We start from the raw sequence: 13,283 nt of genomic DNA on the forward strand, positions 1-13,283 counted from the left end.
ACTCAATAGATTTTTCCTACAGCAGAAAAGTCTACACGGCGTTTATCGTTTCAGAGCAATCAATATGCCTTCAGTTACCGACAATATGAGATTTGACCGCATCCACAAAAACGTTGCCACGAACGGCATAATTGTTAAATTGGTCCATCGAAGCAGCGGCAGGCGCCATGAGTACTGTATCACCCTCAGCGGCTAGCTCTTCTGCTTTGACTACGGCAGCTTCCATAACATTAACCCCGTCAGAGGGATCATCCGCCGAAGCCGTCATATTATAGGTAGGAACATGGCTTGCATACTTCGCCAAAGATGTTTTAAGTCCCGCCGTATCAGTGCCAATGATTAATACTGCTTTCAAACGTGAAGCATGCTGAGCTATAAGATCATCATACTCCACCCCTTTAGAAAGACCTCCAGCAATCCAAATCAGCGAAGGATAAGCGCTCATTGAAGCGTTAGCGGCGTGTGGGTTAGTAGCCTTAGAATCGTTGACCCACTGGATTCCATCGCGGTACAGCACCGTCTGATTACGATGCGCACCAGGCTTATAAGAACGCAGTCCATCCCGCACAGCCTCAGGAGCAATATCTGCGGCACGACATAATGCGGCAGCGGCTAGCGCATTCTCCACGGTGTGCTGTGCGGGAGCTTGACCGGGAACGGGCGCTAAATCTTCAAGAACACCAAGCTCAAGTGCCTCGCTGTATCGATTCTTCAAAAACGCACGGTCAACAATAATGTTTTCCGCCAAGCCCAACATGGAGACTGAGGGGATATCGGTTGAGCTAATACCGATGGCACGGGCACCTTCTATAACATCTGCTTCTTCAACCATACGCAAAGTATCAACATGATCGGTATTGAAGATACACGCTGCCTGAGTATTTTCGTACACACGTGCTTTATCGGCCTTGTAAGCCTCAAAAGAACCGTGCCAATCGACGTGATCTTCCGCTACGTTAAGCACCACGGAAGCGTATGGCGACAGTGAAGAAGTCCAATGCAGCTGAAAGCTCGAAAGCTCTACCGCAAAAAATTCATAGGGTTCATCGTCGGCAACAGCGTAGACTGCTGGCATGCCCACGTTCCCAACCTGCAGAGATTTTTTACCGGCTGCTTTAAGAATCGAATCGACCATGCCCACGGTCGTAGTTTTCCCATTGGTTCCCGTCAGGCACAGCCACTTTGGAGTAACCCGACCTTGACGTTGATTCAGACGCCATGCCAGCTCGATTTCACTCCAAATTTGAATCCCTCGTTCATATGCATCAAGCATTACAGGGCTATCTGGACGGATTCCGGGCGAAGTCACGATAACATCCGGGTCTTGATCATCGACACGAGGCACACATTCCATGTATTCCTCGCCAAATAAACCCGTCACGTTCCCATAGGCTTCTTGGTAAATTCGGATGCGCTCTCGCTTTTCCTGCGTATCCTGCGCATCAATGGCGGTAATATGGGCGCCTTTCTGAGCCAGCACATCCACAGCAGCGTCGCCGCTAGTACCGAGACCTATTACGACCACCCGCAGCCCTGCCCAAGGTCCGTCCCAGGTAGTAAGCTCAACAAGTCGCGGATTATTGACGACTGGATTGACGGCGATAGCATCTGCATATTGGGCACGCTGTGCCTGATACTTGGAGGCCCGCTGCGAGTTCTTAGTGTCAGGCATTAGTGAATCACTCCAGACGTCTGTGAGAACCAATCTCCAAAGAAAATTGCAAGAGCAACCAGCACACAAAGCGCATTTGCAATCCACAGACGGAATACCGAGTTCACTTCACCACTGCTGACAGAGCCGGGGACAAGGCCCTTCTTATCTATGGAGTATCTTCCGTTTGCACCGGTTTTCTCAAGATGATGGTGGAAAGGAGTCATGCGGAAGAAACGGTAGGCATGAGGAATTTTATCACCAACAGATACAGAACGTTTACGGCTAACTTTGAAGACAACTTTCTGCACAATCACCGAGAACACTTCCAGAACCGGCACAAGCGCGATAATGGGAAGCAGAAGCTCGGTACGAGTGAAAATAGCGAAGGAAACCAGCGCGCCTCCCAAAGCAAGAGATCCAGAGTCCCCCATAAAGATTTGTGCCTTAGAAACGTTCCACCATAGGAACCCGGCGAGGGAACCAACAAGTGCGGCTGCAATAAGTGCCAGCGACCCTGGATCCCGCACATCATAGCATGCGTTTCCCGCCCCACCGCTGCAGGCATGTACGTATTGCCAGATAGTCATGGCAAGGTATCCAGTAAAGATGGTCATCGTTGCGCCACCCGCAAGTCCATCGAGACCATCAGTGAAATTCACGGCGTTAGTGCCCGAAAGAGAAATCAGGGTAATCCACAACACCATGAGGATAGTACCGCCTATAGCCCCCGCAGCCATGAAGTCGAACGGAAGATCACGCACAAACGAAATCGCCGTTGAGGCGGGGGTCACTCCCGCCGCATTAGGAAATTGAAACACCAAATACGCAAAAGGAAGAGTCATCGCCAGCAGACCAATAGTCTTCTGGTTCTCGGTAAGTCCTTCGTTCCCCTGGTTGCGGAACTTCATAATATCGTCGGCGGCACCGACTCCGAGCATTCCTAGTGTAAACCCGAGGGTCAATAAAGCCGTCGCACTAGGAACCGGCGAGGTTCCAAAAACTGCAGCGTTAATCAGCAACGCAAGCAAGTAGGCAACAACGGCGGCTGGGATAAAAATAAGACCTGCCATCGTGGGCGTCCCCGCCTTATGCTGATGCGCGGCGGGGCCTTCTTCACGAATCAGCTGCCCCAACTTGAGCTTCTGCATCTGCTTGATGAAGAGCGGTATTGCTGAGAAGGAGATAATAAACCCTAGGATTCCAGCAATAAGCACAGTAATCATGGTTAATGTGTTCCTTCGTGAAGATGGCTACGGTCTAGGGCGGTCGTCGAGGTTTGCGCTGCAGAACTACTAGTTGATACCGTGCTCAGAGCGGCGCCCGTTAACTCCGTTACCTCAACAAAATCGCCAGCACTCAGCCAAGCTGGAGCCTGTTCTTGAGCCTCGCCAAAGGTTTCGGTGCAGAAGGCAACCTCATCGCCCAAAGAACCTAGTTTAGCGCCATTTGAAGATTTAAACAGCACGATATCGCCAGAACGTAACTCTGCACGCAAAATATTTAGTGCTTCTTGCGGTGTCTCTACCCAGGTAGCTTCGTTACCCCATGAACCTTCAAGATGCGCGGCGTTGTAGGCTGGTTTCGCCTCATTACCAACCGCAATAAGCTTTGATATATTCATGCGTACCACCAGACGACCGAGTCGATCGTGCTCCTCCAAAGAGGCCTCGCCCAGTTCGAGCATGGCCCCCAAAACTGCCCATGTCCGTCGTGGCTTCGCGCCTCGTCCCAGTTGGGCCAAAGTGCGTAAAGCGGCTGTCATTGACTCGGGATTAGCATTATACGCATCGTTGATGACAGTCACGCCGTCTGCGCGGTCTGTGCGAGCCATCCTCCATTTAGACAGCGCCCCGGTGTTATTGAGGGCATGCGCAATAGCGTCTCCAGGAACACCAGCGTTATAGGCTACCGTAGCAGCCGCCAGAATATTGCATACATGATGCTCACCAATGAGTTTGGAGGAAATCTCATATTCGCTGGCGTCGGGAAGGCGAAGAGTAAATTCCGGACAACCATCATCATTAGTATGCAGCCCCAAAGCGGCAGTATAGCGTTCGTACTGCGGTTTCTCCCCCACCCCAAAGTAGGTTACCGGCGCACTTGCACGAGCTGACATGCGTGCAACACGCTCATCATCAGCATTGAGGATCAAGGTTCCGCCAGTACGAATACCTTCGGCAAGCTCCCCTTTAGTACGTTCGATGTTGTCGACCCCGCCAAACTCGCCAGCATGTGCGGTGCCAACTTTAAGGATCACACCATGGTCAGGGTGCACAATATTTGCCAGGTATTCGATATTCCCCACATGATCGGCACCCATCTCAATCACAAGGTAGCGAGTACTTTCGTCAGCGCGGAATACAGTCAAAGGTACGCCAACTTCGCCGTTGTACGAACCTACAGGGGCTATAGTTTCGCCCTGAGAACTTAGGATCGCTGCTAATAAATCTTTTGTGGTGGTCTTCCCCGCAGAACCGGTAATACCGATAACCGTAAGATCGCCTAGAGACCGCATCTTTTCAACAGCGTACTGTGCGATCTTACCCATGGCGAGAACCACATCATCAACCTGGATGCTGGGGTACAGAATACCCCGCTCATCTTTAACAGGGCGTTCGACAAGCGCTAAGACAGCACCTTTGTCGAAGGCTCCCGACACGAAGTTGTGTCCGTCGGTCACCTCACCTGGCTTAGCAACAAATAGGGTGCCTGGTATAGCCTCACGCGAATCGGTGGTCGCGAAGGTAGCACCTAGCTCGCTCTCACGCCCGGCTAAGCCGAGCGGTGAGCCGCCTGTTGCCGTAATAATTTCGGCGGCGGAAAGCTTAATCATCTATGCTCCTTATGCTTCTTCAAGCATGCGTCGATAATCCGGAAGAATTTCGAAGTCGTTGGAGACAAGCGCTTTCGCGGTCTCCACGCGGTCGTCAAGTTGCACATCGGTACCGGCAACATCCTGTGCCGTTTCATGTCCACGACCGGCGATAAGAATAGCATCTCTCGCATCTGCGAGTTCAATTGCCCGAGCAATCGCCACTTCTCGCGGAGCAAGATTAAGGATTTGGGATGCTCGCGCACCTTCGGCATTAGCTCGTTCAGCCCCGGCAACAACAGCCTCACGAATTGGGGCGGGATCTTCACCGTGCGGATCGTCATCGGTCACAATCACAATATCGGCGTGCTGTGCAGCAATTTCTCCCATTAGGGGACGTTTGAGATGATCGCGTTCGCCTGTTGCCCCGAAAACAATAATGACTCGCCCACCACCTGGTCGGTCCATGGCTTCAAGCGCCCGAGTGAGCCCGTCAGGGTTGTGGGCAAAATCGACAATAGTATGCGGTGCCAGAGAAATCAGCTGCATACGCCCGGGCACTATAGGGGTTAGTGCCGTGCCATCAGCTAGGGCAGGTCGTAGGATAATGCGTTCTTCCTCAGAAGCACCAATATATACCATCAGCGCGGCGAGCGCGGCGTTTGAGACATTGAAATCTGCCGGAAGATGGGTACAACAGGGAATAGTGTCTCCCGCGCCGTTAGCCAACGTAAAACGATGCCCTAAACCATCACGTTCAACGTTGGTTACCGCCCAATCGAGCGGACCGAACTCAGCCGGGACCTCGGCTAGACCCGCGCCGTGCTCAGTAACAAGCCGAACAGCATTACCGGTCCCCAGCTGAATCTGGGCGTGGCGAAGCATCTTCTCGCCCCACTCGTCATCGGCAGTGATGACAGCGCGCTCAGTCCGCTCGGGCGTAAAAAGCTGTGCTTTAGAATCAAAATAATTCTGCATGGTGCCGTGCAAATCTAAATGATCCTGGGTGAGGTTTGTAAACCCAGAGACCTTATAAACTACACCATCCACACGGTGATAGTCGATAGCATGCGAGGAAACTTCCATTGCTGCATGAGACACACCGCACTCCCCCATAATCGCAAGGAGCGAATGAACGTGAACAGACTCTGGGGTGGTTAGAGCTGAAGGAACGCTCACACCATCAACAAGAATTTGGATAGTACCGATAAGACCGGTCTTAGCCTTGAGAGCAGTTCGGAATACCGACTCCAGCATGTAGGTAGTCGTCGTTTTTCCATTGGTTCCTGTGACAGCGTAGCGATTCAGATCCTTGTGATCTTGTGACCCATAGATCAAAGCGGCGAGTGATCCTATAACAGGACGTAAAGAGTCACAGACCAGCAGGGAGCACCTATCTAAAGAAAGATTTGCCTCCCGAATCATCCGAACGCCTGCAGTATCCGTGAGGATAGCGTGAGCCTGGGCCTCCAGCACTTTTTGCGCGAATTGTGCACCATGAGCTTTCGCGCCTGGAAGAGCAACATATAGGTCTGCAGGACGAACCGCGCGAGAATCCATGCTGATCCCTCGCACATCTTCTTCAGAGCCTTGATGTTCTAGAACAGGATGCGCGCCTAAGGCCTCTAGATGCTCCACGAGCTCAGTAACCGTGCTCCCTCGTGAATTCTGAGGTCGCAGACTCTGCGCATCGCCGCCCAAGTGCGGGGTGCGACGAGCGTCTTGAGCCAAGCGCGTTTCGCTGTCCATTATCCTTCTTTCCTGACGGTCATACGCATTTCTTGCCGCCGAGATTTTTATTGTTATCGTCCTCGATCAACGCCAAGGTACGTTCCTATTGTAATAAGTTCTGCACAGTCGGGTGACTGCATGTGACTTACCCGTTAGATTTTCCATCCGCAAAAATAGGAATTTTTACTGGATCTGTGGTGGATTTAGGCACATTATACGTGTGCAGTACTTTCTCCATAATCTGTGAGAACTGGCTTGTTGCTCCCACACTACGCACATCGCCCTGAGGGCGCTGCAGAGTAACGCTTACGAGAAACTGCGGGTTGTCTATAGGCGCAAGCCCTATAAAGGATGTGGTGTATCCGTCATATCCGCCTTTATCGCTGGGAGCTTCAGCTGTACCCGTCTTACCGCCGACTCGGTACCCTTCGACCGTGGCCGTTTTCGCATGGCTTTGAAGTACAACATTCTCCATTAGTTCTCGACATTGTTCAGCAGTTTTTTCGCTCACCATCCTGGTGCCGGGTTCCACATCGCGTTTATGCACCGTACCATCGGCATCAATCAAAGCGTCAACGATGCGCGGTTTAAGTTTCACACCGTTATTACCGAGTGCCTGAAAAATCATGGCGGTTTGTAGAGGGGTCTGGGCAATACCCTGCCCGAAGAAAACTGTGTATTCCTGACGACCGTCCCACTCATGCCAATCAGTTACTAACCCCTGCTGTTCGCCAGTCAGCTCAATACCCGTATAATCCCCCATACCGTATTTTTTGAGCCAGTTATAGCGGTCTTCCTTGGGGAGTTTCTGCCCGACAAGTACCGTTCCGGTATTCATTGAATCGGTGATAATACCTGAAAAAGTTCGGCGCTGTGCGGGGTGGTCAAAGGCGTCCGTGAATGTTTGCCCGTTGATCACCAAACGTTCCGGAACATCATACGCCGAGGTAGGGGTCGTAATGCCGCTTTCGATCAAAGCTGATGCAGTCAGAATCTTCTCAGTTGAGCCAGGCTCAACAACCTGGGAAATAGCGCGTGGGCTTGTATCCTGCTCGTTCTTAACTTTCTCGGCGCCGGGATCCATCATCGTAGAATCGGCCATTGCCAAAATCGAGGCATCCCGCACATCCATAACGATAACGGTGCCCCATTCCGCTTTGAGCTCGTCCACACGCGCTTTGACAATCTGCTGCGCGAAATACTGGATGTCCTGGTTAATGGTCAAACGTACGTTCTTCCCATTTTCTACATCGGTCGCCTCTTCTTTAGTAACAGGAATACGCACACCATCGGCACTAATTTCGTAGGTACGCTGACCGTCCACGCCCGCAAGATCTTTTTCAAAGACGCGCTCAATACCTACAGATAAATTCTTCTTGATCGTCTCGTTCTCGTTACCGGTTGCCTCATCAACAATGCGGTAACGGCCCACAACAGAGCCGCCCACGGGTCCGTTTGGGTACAGGCGCTCAGAGATGGCTTCCCCATAAAGGAACGGGGCTCCTAGAGCATCAATACGGCGAAATATCTCAGGGGTGACATTTGATTTCACGACGGCATATTTTGAGTCTCCGTCAAGCTTAGACTTGATAAACTCGTCTGTAATCGTAGGGTCAACGGTATGCAGAATGTCGGTTAGCTCATACACCAACTGTTCTGGAGTGATTTCACTCTTAGTATCGCGGTCATTATCGTAGCGCTTATACGAAGCAACAATAGTCTGATCCGCAATGATGTTGTACCGCTGCACGCTTCGAGCAAGCACCACTCCGTTAATATCGAGAATCTGACCTCGAACCGCTGGAACAATCTGAGAGCGCATGCGTTTCTCACGCGATTTCTCGGCAGTATGCTGTGGATCAAACCCCTGTAGATAGAGAAGCCGTGCACCCACGGCTGCCAAGCCGCCAGTGGCCAAAGCACCCACTACAAACCCGCGACGCCCAAGCTGTTGAGGCTCGGGCGGCACGGGCGCATTCTCATGAAAGCTCAAAGGTGTCCTTTCAAACTCTTAAACAGTTCGTTCCAGTCTCCACCAATATACTATCGTTGAGATGCTGAAGGGTTAGTGGATGCCGAGGGTTTTGCAGACGCTGACGATGAAGCAGACGCACTCGAAGCCGGCTGCTGTTTATCTGCCGATGCAGACGGTGCTGCACTCGGTGTTGCAGATGTCGAAGCGCGGCTCCCCTGACTGGGAACGGCGGGGGCATCCACGAGGTTGCGAGCGCCCGGGGCATCATCTTTAGGCTTCGCTACAGGAGTAGCCGTGCCGTTAATCTGCCCGCTGTTGATATCCAAAGTTGCCGGAATATCCGTCGCATGCATACCCAGTGAGCTTGCACGGTTCGCCAAGTTTTGCGGGGCCTGTTGGTACCCAATTTCTTGTTGCAGGGCTTGGTTCTCTTGGGTCAGTGTTTGCTCTTGGGTACGCAAGTCCACAAGGTCGTATTGACGGGTTGCGATCAAGATATTGAGCATCAAGATAAAGACCAAGGTCAACGGGATAGCAACAAATACACCCACCAACGCCACAGGACTCCAGCTTCGCGGACGTACCAGTGACAGGGCAAGCGGTACACGACGAGTCTCCCGAGCCTGAGCTTTTACTCGTGAGCTCTTAGCCGCAATCGAACGAGCTGGGTATGCAGATTTCGCCGGGTATCCGATAGTACGCGGATGCTGAGCACCGCCAGTGCGCGGACCAGCGTATGCGGTTACATGTTCCGACAACCGGTTCTGCGCACGATGAGCAATTCGAGCGTGCGTATCAGAAGTTACAGAAGTACGTGGAACCTGGATTTGAGAAACACGGCTTTTCACATTTGACGCAGGTTTATTCCGCCCCGGTACACCCCGGCGCGTTGGGTGTTTTTGAGCAGGTTTATGCTCAGGGATAATACGCAAATTAGCGTTCCGAGTTCCCCTGCGCCGATTGGCAGTGCGGGGCGTCTCCTCTACGCCGGTTACAGTCGGCGCTTCGGGAGTGGTAACGCTCGGAGAGTGTTGCGGAGGGGTCATATCCTGCTCTTTCAAGTCTGTATCTGTTGTTATGCCAATTAGGTAGATGTGCCGGGAGAGTTAAATTAAGCTGTCTTAGAGATTCAGCTGGATACTTTGATTTTTTCTCCGGCACGCAGTTTAGCGCTTGCTGCACGCGGGTTTTCGGCGATTTCAGCCTCTGTAGGCGGCTCTGCACCGCGGGTGATAACTCTTATCGTCGGCTGATGTTCGTCAAGCTCCACGGGAAAGCCTTTAGGGGCCTTCGACGTAGCAGCCTCGGTCAAAGCACATTTGACGATTTTGTCTTCAAGGCTGTGATAGCTCATAGCGACAAAACGACCGCCGAGTCTCAGAGCATCCAAAGCCGCTGGAACCGCCCGTTCAAGAGCTTCTAGCTCATGATTAACCTCGATACGCAAAGCCTGGAAAGTTCTCTTAGCCGGATGACCGCCTTTGCGCTGTGCTGCAGCGGGTACAGCCTTCTGAATGGCAGCTACCAGTTCCCCAGTCGTGGTGAAGGGTGCGTGCTTTCGCTGTTCCACAATATGCCGGGCAATACGGGCAGCAAATTTCTCTTCACCCCAGTTTTTGATGATGCGACGCAGCTGATTCTCGCTGTACTCATTGACAACGATGCGGGCAGTTAGCTCATCATCACCGTTCATGCGCATGTCCAAAGGTGCATCATAGGAATACGCGAACCCACGGGAACGCTCGTCCAGCTGCATCGAAGACACGCCTAGATCCAGAAGAACGCCATCTACAGAGGTGACTCCCGCCGCAGACATCGCATCTTCTATATGGTCATATACGGTGTGCACAGGCACGAAGCGATTTCCAAAACGTGCCAGACGTTCGGCAGCAATAGCATGCGCCTGTGCATCACGGTCTATGCCGATAACCGTTAGGTTGGAGAACCTTTCAAGCATTGCTTCTGTATGGCCCCCCATGCCCAAAGTCCCGTCAATGACAACCGCATCCTGGCGCGAAATAGCGGGTTCCAACAGCTCCAGGCAACGATCGAGCATAACCGGAACATGGCGTTCCTGTGCCTGTCGTTGTGAAAGCTGCCCCAAAAGCCCTTCCCGATATCCAGGGTCGCCAGATACAGCATTGGGGGATGTCGAAACATCGTGCGTTGGGGCAACCACGCCGGTAAGTGAGTGAGACTCGGCGATCATGATGCTCCTTCCCATAGCTCTAGCGGTCGTTCACAGCGGATCACAGGTTACGTTTGGGGCAACAAAACTGTGTGGTGACATAGTCATTACAGAATTGGGGCGAAAGGATCTTCGTCCAACGACGCAAATTCTGCTTCTGTCTGTGCCATATATTCTTCCCATGCTTTGGTGTCCCAGATTTCCGCACGGCTTCCTGAACCAATCACAGTCAGCTCTTGCGACAGACCTGCATACTCACGCAGCACAGGCGGGATCGTTACACGTCCCTGCTTATCAGGCACCTCATCAGAAGCTCCCGAAAGGAACATGCGCATAAAGTCACGTGCTTGCCGCCCAGGAAGCGGAGAGCTTCGCATCGTTTCGTGGATACGCTCAAACTCGGCGACAGGAAACACGTATAGGCAGCGTTCCTGACCGCGTGTTAGCACGAGACCAGCTGATAGCTCATCGCGAAATTTCGCTGGCAGGATGATGCGCCCCTTGGTGTCCAGGCGGGGTGTATATGTTCCAAGAAACATGCGGCACCCCTTTCCTGACAAGCGGAATACCCGCGACTCCAATTAGGCATGTCTACCCCTGAAACTATCTTCCCCTCCACTTTACTCCATTTTGCTCCACTATTCCTACCTCATGAGGAGTTTTCTCAGAAAGAACACAGCTTTTCCTTAGTTTTAAGCGCCAAAGAGGGCGAGTGGTTTATCAAAAACCACTCGCCCTCTCGGACGTTTCTTTAAACTTATTAGTAAAATTTAAATCATCAAAAGTTAGTTTTCACCACGGTTACGATCGTCCCAACGCTCTTCGAGGCGAGACATAAACTTCGACTGCTTTGTAGATTTTTCAGAAGAACCCGCACCTTTCCGGCGAGCTTGGGTTGCTCCCTGCGCCTTGTCTCCTAAGAACGAATCCACCGGAGTCTTCTTACTTGTTGTCGCCAAATAAACACCACCGGCAGCAATAATAAATCCAATAATGCCCAGCCATATCATCTTTGAGGCAACGGCACCGATAATAATACCCAACCCAGCTAACACGCCTAAAATGCCGAGAGCCATGTGTCGGGCACTAAATACGGGAGCTGTATTACCCGTTGATGACATTGATGACGCAAAATGTGGATCCTCAGCGCTCATCAGTTCTTCGAGCTGGTCGAGAACCTTCTGTTCACGCTCAGAAAGTGCCATTTCATTCTCCTTGAACGAACCGGTGACATGAGTGCTTATTCGTCTATCCTAAACCTACAACACTCCGTTGCTTTTATACTACCCCGCAATCCTTTTTTAAGATACCTACCGCTCGCTCGCGTGAAAATTTTCTTCTCTAACCAAATATGGTCTTGTTTACACTCTTTATGGGAAGATTCACCTCAGGACAGATTTTTCTACCCCAGATCCTTCGATTCCCTCCACTTTTTACTCCCCTATACTCCAGAGCGCTCCCCTAAGAAGTTTTCTGTTTTTCTGGGCTGCTCTTGTGAATATATGAAAGATCAGAAGCACTAGAAACAGCTGCATCAGTAAACTTCTGACGGATACTATCGAGAGTATGTTCCACTGCGCTCCAGTCAGGAGCATTGCGGATTCCATTCCAAGCACCAGGCCTGAATCTATCATCACCCACAGTATCTTCAAGATGTTTAGAACCTGCCTCTAAATCTAACAGTATTGCATCGTCGAAGAGTGGATACTGCACTCCGAGCTCACTACGTTCAAGTTTTTCGGCGCGAACACCAATGAGGCGAATAGCGCGTGTCGCATACTCCTGAGACTGCTCAGCAGAAAAGGCCAAAAGCCCCATCCCGCGCAGTGCAGCATGAGATGCCCGATAAATTTCCATACCTGAATCGCAAGAAACTGACAACGGCACAGATTTCGTATGAGTCTCAAATCCTTCATACCGAATTTTGAGGCTGAGAGAACCTGCCAGCTTACGTGCACGGCGCAAACGTATACCCACTTTAAACGAAAGCGAGCGCAAAGCATCTGTAATCTCATACCCCGACGTAGTATCAGTCCCGAATGTGTGCTCAGCGCCTATACTTTTCTCTTCACGATAGGGCACAACATCACGGCTATCGAGCCCACGAGATGTAGCCCAAAGGTGTTCTCCAGCAGCTCGTCCGAACCGTGCACGCAGCCAGCTTATGTCGAGTTCGCGTAAACCAGCAATTGTTGTAATACCGTATTTACCGAGGGCTGCAGCACTTTTAGACCCTACACCCCAGAGCTTTGAGACAGGAAGTGGATCTAAAAACTCACGGACTTTTGCGGGAGGAACCACCCATAGCCCGTTAGGTTTACTACCGGTCGAAGCCATCTTGGCAATAAGTTTATTGACGGAAATCCCTGCCGAGCTTGGTAGATGAAGTTCCTCCGCAATTCGTGAACGCACACGCTGAGCGATATCTACAGGACTCGTTCCATGGATAACTGCACCCGTGAGATCCACAAAAGCTTCGTCCACGCTTACCTGTTCTACCAACGGGCTTTCTGTACGCAAAATATCCATAACAGCCTGCGAATAATACCTATAGTTACCGCGAAGAGGCATGACCACAGCAGCAGGACATAGAGAAAGAGCTCGTGAAAGGGGCATACCAGAACGAACTCCATATATGCGAGCCTCATACGAGGAAGAACACACCACGGCGCGAGGCCCCTGTGGAGCAACGATGATAGGTGCACCCTGTAATTCGGGGCTCTCCAGAAGCTCCACATTAACGAAAAAAGCGTCCATATCAAGATGCATAACAACGCGCCCCTGCTGCTGGTTCATACCCCTCCTTCCCAATTCACAATATAATAGCATATATATTCTATAATTAGTACTTGTATTCTATATTATAGAAACCTCAGACCTTAGGAAGGTTATAATATTCGCAAATATCGACCGGTGCTTTACT

At 51.4% G+C, this 13,283-nt stretch carries 10 protein-coding genes; all 10 read right to left on the reverse strand.

Annotated features, from left to right (window positions below; translation table 11 throughout):
* Positions 1-70 precede the first annotated feature (70 nt).
* Positions 71-1,672 (reverse strand): UDP-N-acetylmuramoyl-L-alanine--D-glutamate ligase, encoded by a 1,602-nt coding sequence (gene murD / locus HMPREF2609_RS08795; RefSeq protein ID WP_070536443.1) that lies wholly within the window; start codon positions 1,670-1,672, stop codon positions 71-73.
* Positions 1,672-2,877, reverse strand: a complete 1,206-nt coding sequence (gene mraY / locus HMPREF2609_RS08800; protein ID WP_070536445.1) for a phospho-N-acetylmuramoyl-pentapeptide-transferase — start codon at positions 2,875-2,877, stop codon at positions 1,672-1,674. The genes murD and mraY overlap by 1 nt, the downstream gene beginning before the upstream one ends.
* Positions 2,878-2,879: 2 nt before the next feature.
* Complete coding sequence (gene murF, locus HMPREF2609_RS08805; protein ID WP_070536447.1) at positions 2,880-4,487, reverse strand: UDP-N-acetylmuramoyl-tripeptide--D-alanyl-D-alanine ligase; 1,608 nt, start codon at positions 4,485-4,487, stop codon at positions 2,880-2,882.
* Positions 4,488-4,496: 9 nt separating this feature from the next.
* Positions 4,497-6,215, reverse strand: coding sequence for a Mur ligase family protein (locus HMPREF2609_RS08810; RefSeq protein ID WP_048751969.1), 1,719 nt, complete (start codon positions 6,213-6,215; stop codon positions 4,497-4,499).
* Between the two features lie 127 nt (positions 6,216-6,342).
* Complete coding sequence (locus HMPREF2609_RS08815) at positions 6,343-8,190, reverse strand: peptidoglycan D,D-transpeptidase FtsI family protein (RefSeq protein WP_048751971.1); 1,848 nt, start codon at positions 8,188-8,190, stop codon at positions 6,343-6,345.
* Between the two features lie 50 nt (positions 8,191-8,240).
* Positions 8,241-9,218, reverse strand: coding sequence for a cell division protein FtsL (locus HMPREF2609_RS08820; RefSeq protein WP_135007633.1), 978 nt, complete (start codon positions 9,216-9,218; stop codon positions 8,241-8,243).
* 83 nt (positions 9,219-9,301) lie between these two features.
* Positions 9,302-10,381, reverse strand: coding sequence for a 16S rRNA (cytosine(1402)-N(4))-methyltransferase RsmH (gene rsmH / locus HMPREF2609_RS08825; protein WP_256387767.1), 1,080 nt, complete (start codon positions 10,379-10,381; stop codon positions 9,302-9,304).
* Between the two features lie 86 nt (positions 10,382-10,467).
* The gene (gene mraZ / locus HMPREF2609_RS08830; RefSeq protein ID WP_048751973.1) at positions 10,468-10,899 is read right to left on the reverse strand and encodes a division/cell wall cluster transcriptional repressor MraZ; all 432 of its coding nucleotides are present in this window, start codon (positions 10,897-10,899) and stop codon (positions 10,468-10,470) included.
* A gap of 246 nt (positions 10,900-11,145) precedes the next feature.
* Positions 11,146-11,565 carry a DUF3040 domain-containing protein gene (locus HMPREF2609_RS08835; protein WP_070536449.1) on the reverse strand — a complete coding sequence of 140 codons (420 nt, stop codon included), beginning with the start codon at positions 11,563-11,565 and terminating at the stop codon, positions 11,146-11,148.
* Positions 11,566-11,821: 256 nt separating this feature from the next.
* Positions 11,822-13,156 carry a DNA polymerase IV gene (gene dinB / locus HMPREF2609_RS08840; protein ID WP_048751976.1) on the reverse strand — a complete coding sequence of 445 codons (1,335 nt, stop codon included), beginning with the start codon at positions 13,154-13,156 and terminating at the stop codon, positions 11,822-11,824.
* Positions 13,157-13,283: the final 127 nt, after the last annotated feature.

The sequence above is a fragment of the Rothia sp. HMSC058E10 genome (assembly GCF_001809415.1).
Lineage (GTDB): Bacteria > Actinomycetota > Actinomycetes > Actinomycetales > Micrococcaceae > Rothia > Rothia dentocariosa.